Source organism: Achromobacter sp. E1 (genome assembly GCF_037039475.1).
Lineage (GTDB): Bacteria > Pseudomonadota > Gammaproteobacteria > Burkholderiales > Burkholderiaceae_B > Achromobacter > Achromobacter mucicolens.
Genome location: NZ_CP146253.1, coordinates 2,196,433 through 2,210,959 on the forward strand (window position 1 = coordinate 2,196,433; position 14,527 = coordinate 2,210,959).

Annotated in this window: 16 protein-coding genes; 7 read left to right on the forward strand and 9 right to left on the reverse strand. The window is 68.5% G+C overall.

Features of this window, described 5'->3' with window-relative positions; all coding sequences use genetic code 11:
• Positions 1 to 4 precede the first annotated feature (4 nt).
• Positions 5 to 331, forward strand: coding sequence for a c-type cytochrome (locus V6V88_RS10075; protein WP_313691592.1), 327 nt, complete (start codon positions 5 to 7; stop codon positions 329 to 331).
• 75 nt (positions 332 to 406) lie between these two features.
• On the opposite strand, the gene V6V88_RS10080 is transcribed toward V6V88_RS10075, so the two are convergent.
• Positions 407 to 1,030: a LysE family translocator gene (locus tag V6V88_RS10080; protein WP_108696702.1), complete on the reverse strand. Its 624-nt coding sequence runs from the start codon at positions 1,028 to 1,030 to the stop codon at positions 407 to 409.
• A 182-nt stretch (positions 1,031 to 1,212) separates the two neighbouring features.
• On the opposite strand from V6V88_RS10080, the gene gorA reads away from it, so the two are divergent.
• A complete protein-coding gene (gene gorA, locus V6V88_RS10085) occupies positions 1,213 to 2,571 on the forward strand; it encodes a glutathione-disulfide reductase (RefSeq protein WP_338619161.1) in 1,359 nt (452 codons plus the stop codon).
• Between the two features lie 19 nt (positions 2,572 to 2,590).
• On the opposite strand, the gene V6V88_RS10090 is transcribed toward gorA, so the two are convergent.
• A complete protein-coding gene (locus V6V88_RS10090; protein ID WP_338619163.1) occupies positions 2,591 to 3,433 on the reverse strand; it encodes a DUF72 domain-containing protein in 843 nt (280 codons plus the stop codon).
• A gap of 152 nt (positions 3,434 to 3,585) precedes the next feature.
• Between V6V88_RS10090 and V6V88_RS10095 the strand changes: the two genes are divergently transcribed.
• Together V6V88_RS10095 and V6V88_RS10100 are read left to right on the forward strand one after the other, a co-directional pair.
• Positions 3,586 to 4,218, forward strand: a complete 633-nt coding sequence (locus V6V88_RS10095) for a LysE family translocator (RefSeq protein WP_056316112.1) — start codon at positions 3,586 to 3,588, stop codon at positions 4,216 to 4,218.
• Entirely contained in the window at positions 4,218 to 4,514 is a 297-nt protein-coding gene (locus V6V88_RS10100) for a hypothetical protein (protein WP_056316115.1), read from the forward strand. Before V6V88_RS10095 ends, V6V88_RS10100 begins: the two co-directional genes overlap by 1 nt.
• Here the strand turns inward: V6V88_RS10100 and V6V88_RS10105 are convergent.
• Complete coding sequence (locus V6V88_RS10105) at positions 4,511 to 6,016, reverse strand: PLP-dependent aminotransferase family protein (RefSeq protein ID WP_338619165.1); 1,506 nt, start codon at positions 6,014 to 6,016, stop codon at positions 4,511 to 4,513. The genes V6V88_RS10100 and V6V88_RS10105 overlap by 4 nt on opposite strands.
• Positions 6,017 to 6,143: 127 nt before the next feature.
• On the opposite strand from V6V88_RS10105, the gene V6V88_RS10110 reads away from it, so the two are divergent.
• Together V6V88_RS10110 and V6V88_RS10115 are read left to right on the forward strand one after the other, a co-directional pair.
• On the forward strand, positions 6,144 to 6,932 hold the full coding sequence (locus tag V6V88_RS10110; protein WP_223575211.1) for a GNAT family protein: 789 nt from the start codon (positions 6,144 to 6,146) through the stop codon (positions 6,930 to 6,932).
• A complete protein-coding gene (locus tag V6V88_RS10115; RefSeq protein ID WP_056316119.1) occupies positions 6,923 to 7,807 on the forward strand; it encodes a DMT family transporter in 885 nt (294 codons plus the stop codon). Before V6V88_RS10110 ends, V6V88_RS10115 begins: the two co-directional genes overlap by 10 nt.
• Here the strand turns inward: V6V88_RS10115 and V6V88_RS10120 are convergent.
• From V6V88_RS10120 to V6V88_RS10140, 5 genes are all read right to left on the reverse strand, one after another.
• Positions 7,792 to 9,162, reverse strand: coding sequence for a carotenoid oxygenase family protein (locus V6V88_RS10120; RefSeq protein ID WP_338619166.1), 1,371 nt, complete (start codon positions 9,160 to 9,162; stop codon positions 7,792 to 7,794). The two genes, V6V88_RS10115 and V6V88_RS10120, sit on opposite strands and share 16 nt — an antisense overlap.
• A gap of 153 nt (positions 9,163 to 9,315) precedes the next feature.
• A complete protein-coding gene (locus V6V88_RS10125) occupies positions 9,316 to 10,221 on the reverse strand; it encodes a DMT family transporter (RefSeq protein WP_338619573.1) in 906 nt (301 codons plus the stop codon).
• Between the two features lie 56 nt (positions 10,222 to 10,277).
• Positions 10,278 to 10,613 carry a thioredoxin family protein gene (locus V6V88_RS10130; RefSeq protein WP_062841814.1) on the reverse strand — a complete coding sequence of 112 codons (336 nt, stop codon included), beginning with the start codon at positions 10,611 to 10,613 and terminating at the stop codon, positions 10,278 to 10,280.
• Positions 10,614 to 10,625: 12 nt separating this feature from the next.
• Positions 10,626 to 11,903 carry a Zn-dependent hydrolase gene (locus V6V88_RS10135; RefSeq protein WP_152384024.1) on the reverse strand — a complete coding sequence of 426 codons (1,278 nt, stop codon included), beginning with the start codon at positions 11,901 to 11,903 and terminating at the stop codon, positions 10,626 to 10,628.
• 75 nt (positions 11,904 to 11,978) lie between these two features.
• The gene (locus V6V88_RS10140; protein WP_338619169.1) at positions 11,979 to 12,773 is read right to left on the reverse strand and encodes an enoyl-CoA hydratase/isomerase family protein; all 795 of its coding nucleotides are present in this window, start codon (positions 12,771 to 12,773) and stop codon (positions 11,979 to 11,981) included.
• Positions 12,774 to 12,911: 138 nt separating this feature from the next.
• Here V6V88_RS10140 and V6V88_RS10145 point away from each other — a divergent pair, with 138 nt between their 5' ends.
• Positions 12,912 to 13,823, forward strand: a complete 912-nt coding sequence (locus tag V6V88_RS10145; protein WP_338619170.1) for an SDR family oxidoreductase — start codon at positions 12,912 to 12,914, stop codon at positions 13,821 to 13,823.
• Here V6V88_RS10145 and V6V88_RS10150 read toward each other — a convergent pair.
• Positions 13,787 to 14,512: a TetR/AcrR family transcriptional regulator gene (locus tag V6V88_RS10150; RefSeq protein ID WP_056316137.1), complete on the reverse strand. Its 726-nt coding sequence runs from the start codon at positions 14,510 to 14,512 to the stop codon at positions 13,787 to 13,789. The genes V6V88_RS10145 and V6V88_RS10150 overlap by 37 nt on opposite strands.
• Between the last annotated feature and the right edge of the window lie 15 nt (positions 14,513 to 14,527).

Below are 14,527 nucleotides of genomic sequence, written 5' to 3' on the forward strand. Positions count from 1 at the left end.
TGCCATGCCTCTTATTGCTCGAATCGCCTTTGCCCTTGCGCTGACGGGACTGCCCGTGCAGCATGCCGCGGCCGACACGCTTGCCGCCGTCAATCCCGCCGGAGAAAAGCTCTATAAATCCGCCTGTGTGGTGTGTCATGCCAGCGGCGTGGCCAATGCCCCCAAGCTGGGCGACAAACAAGCCTGGACGCCTTTTCTGGCGCAAGGCGCCGATGCGCTGATGGTCACCGTGCTGAAAGGCAAGGGCGCCATGCCGCCGCGTGGCGGCTCGGCGGCAGACGAGGCCACGCTGCGCGCCGCCGTGGAATACATGATGGCGGCAGCGAAGTAGCGCTCAATGGCTGGCGGCGCGCGCCGCTACACGCGGCTGGCCGCCCGCCCTGCTAAACACGGCTGGCCCGCCTCGCTACACGCGGCGGGCCAGCAAGGCCCACACGCCAGCGGCCGACATCAGCGCGCCGCCGCCCAGGTTGAAGCCGCGCTGCGCGCGCGGCGACACCAGCATCCGCCGGGCCGAGCCCGCAAAGATGGCGTAGGCCGCGGCATTGATGCCCGCGCAGGCCACAAAGGTGGCCGACAGCATCCACAACTGCCGCGTCACATCGCCCGCCGGATCGATGAACTGCGGCAGGAAGGCCACGAAGAAGATCATGCCCTTGGGGTTCAGCGCGGTCACCAGATACGTGTTGGCAAAGAGCTTCCAGCGCGAACCCACCGGCTTGGCGGCGGGCAGCGTGGCCGGCGACACGCCGGCGCGCAGCAGACGGTAACCCAGATACAGCAGATACAGGCCGCCGACGGTCTTGACCACCGTGAACCAGAAGGCGGACGCGGCCAGCAGCGCGCCCAGGCCCAGCAGCGACAGCACCAGGGCGGTCGAATCGCCCAGCGCCACGGCCAGCACCAGCGGCAGGCGTGCGCGCTTGCCGTGGGTAAGCGAATAGCTGATCACGGTCAGGATGGTGGGGCCGGGCAGCATGACAAGCAGGGCCGAGGCGCCCAGGAAGGCCAGCCAGGTTTCGAGAGACATGGAAGGAACTCCGCAAGAGGGACCGGCGCGTGGGGCCGGCTGCGGCCAATGTATCCCAACCGGGGCGGCGTGAGAACCAGGGGGGCCGGCATCCAAGACCCGGCAGTCCGCGACGCGGTGGTGTTAAATACAGCTTTCCCGGACAGTGAACGCCGGCCGCCAGGCCGCGCGAAGGAAACCCCATGGCATTTGACTTTGACCTGTTTGTGATCGGCGCGGGCTCGGGCGGCGTGCGCGCGGCCCGTTTTTCGGCCAGCTTTGGCGCGCGCGTGGCCGTGGCCGAAAGCCGCTACCTGGGCGGCACGTGTGTCAACGTGGGCTGCGTGCCCAAGAAGCTGCTGGTCTACGGTGCGCACTACAGCGAAGACTTCGAACAGGCGCATGGCTTTGGCTGGACCGCGGACACGCCAAAGTTCGACTGGCCCACGCTGATCGCCAACAAGAACCGCGAGATCGAGCGCCTGAACGGCATCTACCGCAATCTGCTGGTCAACAGCGGCGTGACGCTGCTCGAAGGCCACGCGCGCATCGTCGACCCGAACACGGTCGACATCAACGGCAAGACCTACAGCGCCGCGCACATCCTGGTCGCGACCGGCGGCTGGCCGCAGGTGCCCGACATTCCGGGCAAGGAACACGCCATCACGTCCAACGAGGCCTTCTTCCTAAAAGACCTGCCGCGCCGCGTGCTGGTCGTGGGCGGCGGCTACATCGCCGTGGAATTTGCCTCCATTTTCAACGGCCTGGGCGCGCAGACCATCCAGTCCTATCGCGGTCCGCTGTTCCTGCGCGGCTTTGACCTGGGCGTGCGCGAGCACCTGCGCGACGAATTGGTCAAGAAGGGCATCGACCTGCGCATGAACACCGAGGTCGCCCGCATCGACAAGCGCGCGGACGGCTCGCTGGCCGCCACCTGCAAGGACGGCTCCGTCATCGAGACCGATTGCGTGTTCTACGCCACGGGCCGCCGTCCGATGCTGGACAACCTGGGGCTGGAGAACACCGGCGTGAAGCTGCGCGAGGACGGCTTCATCGAGGTGGATGACGAATACCGCACCGCGGAACCTTCCATCCTGGCCATCGGCGACGTGATCGGCCGCGTGCCGCTTACCCCGGTGGCGCTGGCCGAAGGCATGGCCGTGGCGCGCCGGCTGTTCCGCCCGCAGGAGTATCGCAAGGTCGACTACAAGCTGATTCCCACCGCCGTGTTCAGCCTGCCGAACATCGGCACCGTGGGCCTGACCACCGAAGAGGCGCGCGACGCCGGGTACGAGCTGCGGCTTTTCGAAAGCCGCTTCCGGCCCATGAAACTGACGCTGACCGAGTCGCAGGAACGCACGCTGATGAAGGTGATCGTCGACGCGCAGACCGATCGCGTGCTGGGCGTGCACATGGTGGGCCCGGAGGCCGGCGAAATCGTGCAGGGGCTTGCCGTGGCGCTGAAGGCGGGCGCAACCAAGGCCGTCTTCGACGACACCATCGGCATCCATCCCACGGCGGCCGAAGAGTTCGTCACGATGCGCACGCCCGTCGCGCAGTAAGACGCGCGAACGCCTGACGCTACAGGCGTTCGATCATGACGCGCGCCGCCGCCGGCGCGCGTTCTTTTGCCCCATTGATGAAGTACGCAAAGACGTCCTGAACCTTGGCAGCCTTGGCAGGCTTGGCTGGCTTGGCCGGCGCGCCGATGCGCGGCAGGTCGTCCGGGTGGGCGCCGCGCGACCAGGCCTGCAGTCGCTCTGCCCAGGCGTCCAGCGCCTTGGGCGCATACCCGGCCTTGTACCGGGTGCTGGCGCGCATCAGCCGCGCGTAGACAAAGTCGCCCGTCCGGTCGGCGATGGCGGGAAACTCATCGCTGTCGGTGTAGACGGTCGCTGCGCGATGGCGGCGCGCAAGGTCCAGATATTCCTCGCAGGCAAAGCTGGCATGACGCACGTCCAGCGCATGCCGCAAGGGCAGTCCGCCCACCTTGTCCGGCAGCAATTCCAGGAAGGCCCCGAAGTCCTTTGGATCGAACTGCTTGGTCGGGGCGAACTGCCACACGATGGGGCCGAGCTTGGCGCCCAATTCGGCGATGCCGCTTTTGATGAAGCGATCGATCGAGTCCCCCGCGCCCGCCAGTTCGCGCCGGTTGGTGCAATAGCGCGACGCCTTGAGCGAGAACACAAAATCCTCGGGCGTTTCGTCGCGCCACTTGGCGAACGTGGCGGGCTTTTGCGTGCCGTAGTAGGTGCCGTTGATCTCGATGGCCGTGACCTGCCGGCTGGCGTATTCCAGTTCGCGCGCGTGCGGCAGGTCGTCGGGATAGAAGACGCCGCCGCGCCACGGCTCAAAGGTCCAGCCGCCGATGCCAACGCGGATCGCGGCGGCCCGGCCTGCCGGGGACGGATGACGTTTCGGCATGGACTGCGCTCCACAAAAGGGGTCGAGCGGTCCACTGTATCGCCGGCGCGACTAGCCGCCAACCCCATCGGAAAATTCCGCTGTTCCGGTACAGTTTTCGGCTAAGGTGTGCATACACGATCCGACTTTTTCCCGGCGCACGCCGGCTTCCCATGCCCGACCTGACACATCTGCTGACTTTCGCCCTGGTAGCGCTGGGCATGGTGCTCACACCCGGCCCCAACATGATCTACCTGGTGTCCCGCTCCATTTCGCAAGGGCCGCAGGCCGGCCTGATTTCCCTGGGGGGCGTGGCGGTCGGGTTCATCTTCTACGTGGCCTGTGCGGCGTTCGGCATCACCGCCTTGCTGATGGCCGTGCCCTACGCCTACGACGCGCTGCGCATCGGCGGGGCGCTCTACCTGCTCTACATGGCGTGGCAGGCGATCCGCCCGGGCGGCCGGTCACCGTTTCAGGTGCATGACCTGCCCAAAAGCAGCCCGCGGCAATTGTTCACGATGGGTCTCCTGACCAATCTGCTCAATCCCAAGATCGCGGTCATGTACGTGTCGCTGCTGCCGCAATTCATCCAGCCCGATCACGGCAGTGTCTTCACCCAATCGCTGGCGCTGGGCATGACGCAGGTCGTGATCAGCCTGTCCGTGAACGCGCTGATCGCGATCATGGCGGGTTCCATTGCCGGTTTCCTGGCGGGCCGCCCGCTGTGGATGGTGGTGCAGCGCTGGCTGATGGGCACGGTGCTGGCCGGCCTGGCGGTGCGGATGCTTGCGGATACGCGACGCTGATGCCGGCCCAGGACGGATTTTTCGCGACGCTGGGCGGCATGCTCGGCGAGGGCCTGCGCGCCATCGTTGCAGGAATCAAATGGCTCTTGGGCGGACTGGGCGGCGCGCTGGCGGACTTCTACGCCGGCCTGGCCGGCGCGATGGGCATGAGCCCGTCGATCTTCAATCTGGTGCTGCTGGCGCTGGGCCTCATGTTCCTGTGGGGCGCGGTCAAGGCGCTGCTGCGGCGCTCGATTCTGGGGTTCCTTTTCTGGCTGTTCATGACGCTGCTGGTGCTGGGCGGGCTGGTGGACTAGCGGGCCCGCGGCACCGCCTTTGCTACCGCTTGGGCCACCTCCCGCAACCGCCGCACCATCGCTGGAAAGCGTTCCGCGCCGGTGTTGCCATAGCCGATCACCAGACCATTGTCCTCGGGGCGCGGCGTAAGCGCGAACGAAGACAGCGCGCCGGGATTCATGCCCAGCTTGCGCGCCTCGGCCACGATGGCCGTATCCGCATATTCGGACGGCAGCCGCACCGTCAGATGCAATCCGCAGTGCCCGCCCAGCACCTCGTGTTCGATCCCCAGATGCAAGGCCAGCGCCTCGCGCAGCGCCGACTGGCATTCGCGGTACAGGCGCCGCATGCGGCCCAGGTGGCGCGAGAACTGGCCGTTTTCGATGAAGGCCGCCATGGTGAGCTGCTCCAGCCGGTGGCCGCCGCGCTGCATCTCGATGATGGACGGCATGGCCTCGCGCGCGATGGCCTCGGGCAGCACCAGAAAGCCCAGGCGCAGGGCGGGGAACATGGTCTTGCTGAATGTGCCCACGTACAGCACCGGGGCGTCCGGCAGCAGGCCCTGCATGGCGGCGATCGGTTCGCCCTGATGGCGGAATTCGCTGTCGTAGTCGTCTTCGATGATCCACGCGTGCGCTTGCCGCGCGCGTTCCAGCAGGTCGAGCCGGCGCGTCAGCGACAGCACCGCGCCGGTGGGGTACTGGTGCGAAGGCGTCGTCTGGATCAGGCGGGGCGGCTGGCGCGCCCAGGCGCTTTCCGGGATAACGATGCCGTCGGCATCCACACGCATCGCCACGACATTCAGGTCGCCCGCATGAAAGGCGGCCTTGGCGCCGCGATAGCCCGGGTCTTCCAGCCAGGCCGTGTCTCCGGGATTGGTCAGCAGTTGCACGCACAGCGCCAGTCCGCCTTGCGCGCCTTCCGTGATGACGATGCGCGAGGCGTCGCAATGCACGCCGCGCGATACGCGCAGGTATTGGGCGATGGCCTCGCGCAGCGCGGGTTCGCCGGCCGGATCGCCATAGCCCAGCGCGGCGGCGGGGGCGGCCTGCAGCGCGCGGTCCTGCGCGCGGCGCCAGGCATTCAGCGGGAATTGGGTCAGCGCGGGCGTGCCGGGCGTCATCGGCAGCGTGGCGTCCACGGCATGGCGTGTGGAGACGATGCGGGCCAGGCGCCGGGCGGTCGCCGGGGCCTGCGTGGGGCTGGGCACGGTCTGGCGGGCGGCGTGGCGGGCCGCGGCCGACAGCGGCGCCACGCGCGTGCCCTGGCGGTCGGCGATCACGTAGCCCTCGGCGGTCAGTTGCTCGTAGGCGATCAGCACCGTGTTGCGCGAGATGGCCAGGTCCTCGGACAGCGCGCGGGATGACGGCAGCTTGCCGCCTGCCGGAAGCTGGCCCGCCAGAATGGCCTGCTTGAGCCGCTGGATGAGCTGGCGTTGGCGCGGCAGCGAACCCGGGCCGCGCGCAAGCGGACTGGACAGCAGTGAAGCATGGGCGGCGTCGCCCAAGGCAGAGTCGGTCATGGCCCTATTAAATTCCCGGTTCGTGGCGCTTTTTATGATGCCACGGTTCCGATATCGTGAGGCCCTGGGTGTTGCGCCTGCCACCGTCGGCGGCGCGCCCTGAACCGATCGCCGAGGCACCGCCCGCATGCAACCGCGCACCAACGATTTCCAGCAACCCATCGGCCCGGCGCTGCCCGGCTGGACGACGCGTCCGCGTCCGCCGCTCGCGCCCGCCGTCGGCCGCTATTGCCGCCTGGAGCCGCTGTCGGCCGAGCGCCACGCGGCAGACCTGTACCAGGCCTTCAGCCAGGCGCCCGACGACAGCGACTGGACCTACATGGGCGTCGGCCCCTTCGCGGACGAGGCTGCGTACCGGACATTCGCCGAAGCCGCGCAGTCCAGCCCGGACCCCATGCACCACGCCATCATCGACCTGGCCACGGGCCGCGCCGTCGGCACGCTGGCGCTGATGCGCATCGACGCGCCCAATGGCGTCGTCGAGGTCGGCTTCGTGTCCTATTCGCGCCAGCTCAAGCGCACCCGCATTGCCACCGAAGCGCAGTTCCTGCTGATGCGCCGCGCCTTCGACGAGCTGGGCTACCGCCGCTATGAATGGAAGTGCGACAGCCTGAACGCGCCGTCGCGCGCCGCCGCGCTGCGACTGGGCTTCACCTTTGAAGGGATCTTCCGGCAGGCCACCGTCTACAAGGGCCGTAGCCGCGACACGGCGTGGTTCTCGATCATCGACAGCGAATGGCCCGCGCGGCGCGCGGCCTACGAGCGCTGGCTTAGCCCGGACAACTTCGACGCCGAGGGCAAGCAACGCCAGGGCCTGGCGGCGTTGATCGCGGCCGAAGCGGCCGCCGGCGCGGGCAACGATGTGGCCGGCAATCGGCGGGGCAACGGCGCAGGAGACCCGGCCGCGTGCGCCTGATTCCGGTGGCACTGGCCCTTTTCTGGGGGCTGAATTGGCCGGCGGTGAAGATCATTCTGTCCATCTTCCCGCCGTTCACCTTGCGCGTGCTCGGCCTGGGCAGCGGCGCGCTGCTGCTATTGCTGCTGGCGGGCGCCAAACGCTTGCCGCTGTTGCCGCCGCGCAGCGCGTGGCCCGGGATCGTGGTGGGCGGCGTCCTGGCCGTGGCCGTCTTCAACCTGGCCGTGGCGTGGGCGCAGCTCAGCACCAGCACGTCGCGGGCGGCGGTGCTGACCTTCACGATGCCGATGATGTCGGCGCTGCTTGCGTGGCTGGTACTGGGGGAACGCCTGGATCGCCGCCGGGGGCTGGCGCTGCTGTTGGGCGCTTGCGGGGTGGCGGTGCTGGCCTGGCCGGTGCTGCAAGCGGTGTTCGCCGGCAACGATGTGGCCGCCGCCAAGGGGCTGGTCTTTCCGCTGGTGGCGGCGTTCGGGTGGGCGGCCGGCACCGTGTATCTCAAGCGCTGGCCCGTCGCGGGAGACCGCATCGTCATCACCGCGTGGCAACTCGTGGTCGGCGCCAGTTGCGCATTGGCGGGCGCGCTGATCGCCGGCGAGTCCTTCCCCACGCGCGGCTGGACCGCCAGCGTCGCGGGCGCGCTCTCGTTTCACATCATCCTGGGCACCGCGGTCGCGTACTGGCTGTGGTTCGTGCTGAGCGAACGCGTCAGCGCCACCGTCGCGGCGCTGACGACGCTGATGGTGCCGGTCGTGGGCGTGCTGGGCGCGATGGCGCTAGTGGGCGACCGGCCTGCCCCGGCGGACTGGTGGGGCTTCGCCTTCGTCATGGCCGGGGCGGGGCTGATCGTCCTGAACCTGGGTCAGCGGCGCGCCTGACCGGCGCCCTCGGGCGGCGACGGCATCCACGTGCCGTGCAGCCCGGCGGGCACGCGGCGCGGCAGGCGAACCTGCGCGACAGGACCGGCGGCCAGGTCGCGGGCGTCCAGCACGATGAACCGGCCCCCGGTGTCGTTTTCCGCATGCACGAAGCTCAGGATGTAGCCGTCCGCTTCACCCGCGCCGGCCGGGTCGGCCGCGAACACCGGTTCGCAGGCGGTCTGCCCGGCGGGCAGCCGGAACACGGACTTTTCACCCGTCTGCAGGTCGTAGCGGGCAAAGGCTTCGAAGGCGCCGGGCTGCGGCGTTTCACCCGGACGCGGGTCGCGCAGGCCGGCATAGCAAAAGCGGGCGCGCCGCCCGAGCCACGCATCGTTGACCCGGCCGAACTCGCAGGGCTGATCGTCCAGCATCTGATCGTCCACGCGTCCGCTGTCCAGGTCGATGCGCAGACGGTGCATCTCGAGCCGCTTGCGCGCGTTGGGTCCGTAGCCGTCGTGCCAGGGCAGCACGGCCTCGATCACGTTGCCATCCACGCAGGCATTGGCGACGTGCCAGTTGAAGAAGGGATCCGCTTCGATCCACCGGATCTGCGCCGCGTCGTTGCAGTTGCGCGGCACGAGCAGCACGTGCGTGCCGCGTTGCGGCTCCCAGGCTGGCGCCGCGGGTCCGCGGCTGAAGTCGAACACCAGGGGGCACACAAACGCGACTACGTGGGTGGCGGTCAGGCCAATGTCGTGGACCAGCGCCGGCCAGGGCGACGCGAAGGACACCTGGCGGTCCACTTGGCCGGCGGCGTCCAGCCGCATGTATTGCAGCGTGCCGGCCACGAGGTCGTAGTTGATCGCCAGCATTTCCCCGGTCAGCGGATCGACCTTGGGATGCGCCGAGAACGCGCCCGTGAGTTTGCCCTGGAACGTATTGGGACCCAGCGTGCCCAGCGCGTCATTTACTTCGTAGGGACATCCGCCTTCGTACAGCGCGTGGATGCGGCCGGCGTGGCGCAGCACGTTGGTGTTGGCCAGGTTGGCTTGCGGGGGCGGGCCGAACGTCGGGTTGTACAGGCGGTGTCCGGCGTCCCGTTCTTCCTGAAGCTCGGCGGTCAGCACCCAGCGGTTGCGGTAACGCGCGCGGCCGCCGTCCAGGTAGAGCGCGTGGATCATGCCCGTGCCGTCGTAGGGATAGGCGTAGCCCGGTCCCGGTTCGAATTGCGGGTTGGGGCCGTTGCGCATGAAGACGCCGGACACGCCCGCGGGCAGGTCGCCTTCAATGGGCAGGTTCGCGTCGTCGCGTTCGTCAAAGACCGGTGCGAACGCACGGGTCAGGGCGGGGTTGTCGCTGTGCCAGGGTTGCATGGGGACTCCGGGCGGTGGCCGCGCGCCGGGGGGGGCGGCAAGCGTCCGGGGCGGCAAACGTCCGTTATATCCGCCCGGACCGCAGGGTGAAAGCCGAGTTAACCATGATGGCCGGTTCAACCCAAGATGGCCGAGTCAACCATGATGGCCAGTTCAACCATGAGACGCGCCGCCGCGCCGCCTGCGCAGCCGTTCCCGCACCATTTCCGCGCCGCTGACCAGCGTGATGCCGGCCAGCACCATCACCGCGCCGATCACGAATCCCGCATCCAGCGGCTCATCCAGAATCAGCACGCCAAAGCTCACGCCAAAGAGCGGCGTCATGAAGGACAGGATTGACAGGCGCGAGGCAAGATACCGGCGCAACAGCCAGAACCAGACCAGGTAGCTGGACAGCGCCACCACCACCGACTGAAAGGCGACGCTCAGCACGGCGGCCTGGGTATAGCGGATGCCGTGATGGCCGGTGGCCACGGCGAAGGCCAGCAGCCCCACCGCGGCCACGGCCATCTGATAGAACAGCGTCTTGGCGGGGGCGGCCTCGGACAGCGCCGTCTTGCGGATCGCGACCGTGGTGGCGCCCCACAGCAATCCGGCCGCCAGTCCCATCGCATCGCCCAGCAGCATGTTGCGGGCGCCCTCGTGGACGGCGGGTTCGCCGCCCTTGACCAGGAACGCGACCGCGATGCCGCAGAAGGCCAGCGCCACGCCTGCCCATTGCAGCGGTTTGAGGCGCTCTTCGGGCAGCAGCCAGTGCAAGCCGAGCGCCGCGAAGATAGGTGCGGTGTATAGAAACACCGCCATGTGCGAGGCCGTGGTGTAGACCAGACCCTGCGCGACGAACAGGAATTCGCCCGCGAACAGCAACCCCACGGTCAGTCCGGGCAGGATGGTGCCGTCGGTGAACGCGCGCCCGCGCTCTGAACGCCACACCACCACCGCCAGTACCAGGGCCGCGAACGTCGAGCGCAGCCCGATCTGCATGATGGGGGCGATGTCATCGGCCACCAGCTTGATGGCAATCTGCTGAAAGCCCCAGCACACGCACAGCGCCAGCATTGCGCTGGTGGCCAGCGTGTCCAGGGGAAGGCGTTGCGGCCTTGCGGCGGCGACGCTCACGGTAGTTCGGCAGGGTAGCTGTCAAGCGCCAGCCCGATCTGCTGGCGCAGGTCCCATTCGGCCAGCGTGGATTGCACCGGTCCGTAGAAGGCGCCGTCGCGGGCGACGAACATGGCCGGCAGGTGAAAGACCTCGTAGCGCTCGACCAGCCCGCGGTTGTCGCCGGCATCGATCCAGCAGATGCGCTCGACCGGCAGTTCAACGGCCGGAAGCTGCTCGCGCGCCACGCGGCAGGTGCCGCAGGTGCGGCTGTGAAAGACGATGAGCGACAGGCCGGGCGCGTCCAGCAGATAGCGGTCGGCGGTGCTGTCGTTGAGGGTTATCTGTTCCATGGTGTAGGGCTCTCAAGCGCCGCGCAGCACGCGATCGAGTTCCAGCACCGACTGATACAGCACGCGGGTGCCGTCCAGGAGTTGCGCCGGTTCGATCCATTCTTCGGGGCAGTGGCTGCGGCCGTTCAGGCAGGGGATGAAGATCATGCCGATGGGGCCGGTGGGCGCCATGTAGACGGCGTCGTGGCCGGCGCCGCTGGGCAGGCGCATCGACGCATAGCCCAACTGGTCGGCGGCAGCCTTGACGGCGTCCATGACCAGGGGCGAACAGTCCGTGGGCTGCGCGCGGCTGAGCTGAGTGAAACCGGCGGTCAGGCGCAGCGCTTTCAGGTCGTCCGCCACGCCTGCCATCAGGGTTTCCGGGAAGGCATCGAGCACGGCGTTGCTGTCGCTGCGCATTTCCAGCGTCATCTCGACCCGGCCGGGCACCGCATTGGCCGCATTGGGCGTCATGGCCAGCCGGCCCACCGTGGCGACGACGTAATGCGGATTGCCGCTGGCGGCGCTGGCCTGTCGGTGGGCGGCATCAATGATTCGGGCCGCGCCCACCAGCGCGTCGCGCCGGATATCCATGGGCGTGGTGCCCGCGTGATCGGGTTGGCCCTCGACCACGATCTGCACGCGGCGGATGCCGACGATGTTGGTGACCACGCCGATCGGCAGGTTGCGGCTCTCGAGCACGGGGCCCTGTTCGATGTGCAGTTCGACGAAGGCGGCGGTTTCGCCCGCGCGGCGCAGCGGCGCATTCAGCGCCGCCGGATCGCCGCCGATGCGGGCGATGCCCTGCGCCAGCGTCTCGCCCTGCGGATTGCGGGCGGCCAGCATGTCGGCGCTGAGCTGGCCGCACAGCGCGCGGCTGCCCACGCAGGAAATGCCGTAGTCGCTGGGTTCCTCGGACAGGAAGTCGATGACCTCGAAGGGATGGTCGAGGGTGATGCCGTGTTCCTGCATCGTATGCGCGACCTCGATGCCTGCCAGCACGCCGATGATGCCGTCGAAGCGGCCGCCGCTCATGACGGTGTCGCAGTGCGAGCCGGTGGCAATCGGCTTGCGCGCGGCGTCGCGCCCGGCGCGCGTGCCGACCAGGTTGCCGCCCGCGTCCAGGCGCGTGGCCAGCCCCGCGGCTTCGAACTCGCTGCGCAGCCAGGCGCGCGCGTCATCGAACAGCGGCGAAAAGGCGCGGCGCGTCCAGGGCACGTCGGGCAGGGTGAATTTGGACAGGGTGTCGACGCGCGCCCAGAGGCGTTCGGCGTTCAGGGGAGGAAAGGCGGGCGGTGTGGCTTGCGGCATGAGACTTCCAGAAGATCGCCCTGGATTATGGCATCAATGCCATGGCGTCCATGCCGCCGCGCGCCGGGCCGCCGCCTACGTCGTTCTGCGCCAGGCTGGCTCGCGCTTTTCCAGGAAGGCGGTCACGCCTTCGCGCGCTTCCCCGGTGCTGCGGATGGCCGCGATGCGTTCGACCGAGTCGGCGATCAGGGTTGCATTCAGCGGCTGGCCTGCGAAGTCCCGCACCAGCCGCTTGCTGGCCTGCACGGCGCCCGGGCCATTGGCGCACAAGGTGCGGCACAGCGCTTCGGCAGCCGCGAGCGCTAGCGCTGCGGGCACCACCTCGTGCACCAGCCCCAGCCGCAACGCGGTGGCGGCGTCAAAACGTTCGGCGGTCAGGAAGTACCGGTTGGCCGCGCGCTCGCCCATGGCGCGGATCACGTAGGGGCTGATGGTGGCGGGCAGCAGGCCCAGGCGGGTTTCGGACAGGCAGAAGTGCGCGCTGTCCGCCGCCACCGCCATGTCGCAGGCGGCCACCAGCCCCATGCCGCCCGCGTAGGCGTCGCCATTGACGCAGGCGACGATGGGTTTGGGGCAGGTCCAGACCGCGTGCAGCATGTCCGCCAGCCGCGTGGCGTCCTGGCGGTTGTCCGCATCGGTCAGCGTGCCCATTTTGCGCATCCAGTTCAGGTCGCCGCCGGCGCAGAACGCCTTGCCCGCACCCGTCAACAGCAGGACCCGGACCCGGGAGTCTTCCACGGACGTCTTGACCGCGGCCGTCAGCGCGGCGATCAGCGTCTCGTCGAACGCGTTGCGCATGTCCGGGCGGTTCAGCGTCAGGCGGGCGATTGGGCCGTCGAGGGCCAGGTCCAGCGGTGCAGTCGGCGTCATGCGCGGTCTCCGGTGTTATTGATGATGGCTCAATCGGGGTGGCCATTTGCCTGGCTGATTCTATGGGTATAAGCGCGATTTCGCGATACTTCGTTTGGATATATTGAGTTATCCTCAACAAAAAATTCGGAGACAGACATGAGCCAGCATCAGGACGGCGCGTCCGCCCGTGAGCGTTACGCATCGATATTCCGGCCGGGGTTGTTCGACGGCAAGACCGTCATGGTGACCGGCGGCGGCAGCGGCCTGGGCCGATGCACCGCGCATGAGCTGGCGGCGCTGGGCGCCGGTCTGGCGCTGGTGGGGCGCAACCCCGGCAAGCTGCGCGCCGTGGCCGAGGAAATCGCCGGCATCTACCCCGAAGCCGCCGGCCGCATCAGCCAGCATGCGTGCGACATCCGCGACGAGGCCGGCGTTCGCGGCGCCGTGGCCGATGCGCTGGCCGCGCACGGCGGGCTGGACGGCGTTTTCAATTGCGCGGGCGGGCAGTTTCCCGCGCCGCTGGACCGGATCAGCCTGAACGGCTGGAATGCCGTGGTGCAGAACAACCTGCACGGGACGTTTCTGGTGTCGCGCGAGGTCTATACCCAGCACATGCGCCAGCACGGCGGCGCCATCGTCAACATGCTGGCCGACATCTGGGGCGGCATGCCGGGGATGGGGCATTCCGGCGCGGCGCGCGCGGGCGTGTGGAACTTGACCGAAACCGCTGCCTGCGAGTGGGCGCATGCCGGCGTGCGCGTGAACGCGGTGGCGCCGGGCTGGATCGCTTCCAGCGGCATGGACAGCTACGACGAACATTACCGCGGGGTGCTGCGCGAACTGAAGACCAAGGTCCCGCTGCAGCGCTTCGGCACCGAGGCCGAGCTGGCCGCGGCGGTCGTTTTCCTGCTGTCGCCCGCGGCGGCGTTCATCAATGGCAGCGTCATCCGCGTCGATGGCGGCGTGCCCAACGCGCGCCATTCCTGGAATCTGCAGCCGGCCGAGCGCGGCCAGGCCTACAACGGCTTTCCTCAGTACGTGCCGCCGTCGCTGTTTTCGGAAGATTGAAGGCGATGCAGGGCATTCTGGACTTCGCCCCGGAACTGCGCCAGCGCCAGCGCATCCTGGCGCGGCGGCTGCAAGGCCTGCCACAAAAAGCCCACCAGGTGGTCGGCGGTGGCTGCCACATCCACGCCCGTGCCGCGCAGCATCGCGTCCCACAGCACGTGTTCCATCGGCCCGTAGACCGCCGAGCGCAGCAGCCGCAGCGGCATGTCCTGGCGGATGTCGCCATCGGCCTGGCCTTGGGCCAGGATGCGCATCAGCGGGGCGGTGTAGCGGCGTTGCAGGCCGGCGTAGATCTCGCCAAAGTCGTCGTTGCGCGCGCGCCCTTCGGACAGGATGAACGCGCACAGGCCGGGACCCTCGGCCAGCAGATGGCGCAGGTGCGTATGGACCAGGTAATGCAGTTGGGCCCGCGTGCCGTGTATATGGGGCAGGTGGTCTTCCACCCGCGCGATGATTTCGTCGTACCAGTCGCTGATCACCCGCACGCAGAGTTCGCGCTTGCCGCCGAAGTAGGTAAAGACGGTGGCTTCCGAAACCCCCAGGCGCTGCGCGATCTCGGTGGTGGTGGCCGCCTGGAAGCCCGCTTCGGAGAACACCTGGCGCGCGACCCGCAGGATGTCGCGGATGCGTTGCTCGGACTTGGCGCTGGCCGGCGGGCGGCGCATCGGGACGGCTGGGCTATTTTCCATGCAGGCAAAAGGCGA

Bases quoted from the DNA above. Each gene is read 5' to 3' on its own strand.
- V6V88_RS10080 (WP_108696702.1), bottom strand. From the start codon at position 1,030: ATGTCTCTCGAAACCTGGCTGGCCTTCCTGGGCGCCTCGGCCCTGCTT.
- V6V88_RS10090 (WP_338619163.1), bottom strand. From the start codon at position 3,433: ATGCCGAAACGTCATCCGTCCCCGGCAGGCCGGGCCGCCGCGATCCGC.
- gorA (WP_338619161.1), top strand. From the start codon at position 1,213: ATGGCATTTGACTTTGACCTGTTTGTGATCGGCGCGGGCTCGGGCGGC.
- V6V88_RS10125 (WP_338619573.1), bottom strand. From the start codon at position 10,221: ATGCTGGCGCTGTGCGTGTGCTGGGGCTTTCAGCAGATTGCCATCAAG.
- V6V88_RS10140 (WP_338619169.1), bottom strand. From the start codon at position 12,773: ATGACGCCGACTGCACCGCTGGACCTGGCCCTCGACGGCCCAATCGCC.
- V6V88_RS10095 (WP_056316112.1), top strand. From the start codon at position 3,586: ATGCCCGACCTGACACATCTGCTGACTTTCGCCCTGGTAGCGCTGGGC.
- V6V88_RS10075 (WP_313691592.1), top strand. From the start codon at position 5: ATGCCTCTTATTGCTCGAATCGCCTTTGCCCTTGCGCTGACGGGACTG.
- V6V88_RS10135 (WP_152384024.1), bottom strand. From the start codon at position 11,903: ATGCCGCAAGCCACACCGCCCGCCTTTCCTCCCCTGAACGCCGAACGC.
- V6V88_RS10105 (WP_338619165.1), bottom strand. From the start codon at position 6,016: ATGACCGACTCTGCCTTGGGCGACGCCGCCCATGCTTCACTGCTGTCC.
- V6V88_RS10120 (WP_338619166.1), bottom strand. From the start codon at position 9,162: ATGCAACCCTGGCACAGCGACAACCCCGCCCTGACCCGTGCGTTCGCA.
- V6V88_RS10110 (WP_223575211.1), top strand. From the start codon at position 6,144: ATGCAACCGCGCACCAACGATTTCCAGCAACCCATCGGCCCGGCGCTG.
- V6V88_RS10150 (WP_056316137.1), bottom strand. From the start codon at position 14,512: ATGGAAAATAGCCCAGCCGTCCCGATGCGCCGCCCGCCGGCCAGCGCC.
- V6V88_RS10145 (WP_338619170.1), top strand. From the start codon at position 12,912: ATGAGCCAGCATCAGGACGGCGCGTCCGCCCGTGAGCGTTACGCATCG.
- V6V88_RS10130 (WP_062841814.1), bottom strand. From the start codon at position 10,613: ATGGAACAGATAACCCTCAACGACAGCACCGCCGACCGCTATCTGCTG.
- V6V88_RS10100 (WP_056316115.1), top strand. From the start codon at position 4,218: ATGCCGGCCCAGGACGGATTTTTCGCGACGCTGGGCGGCATGCTCGGC.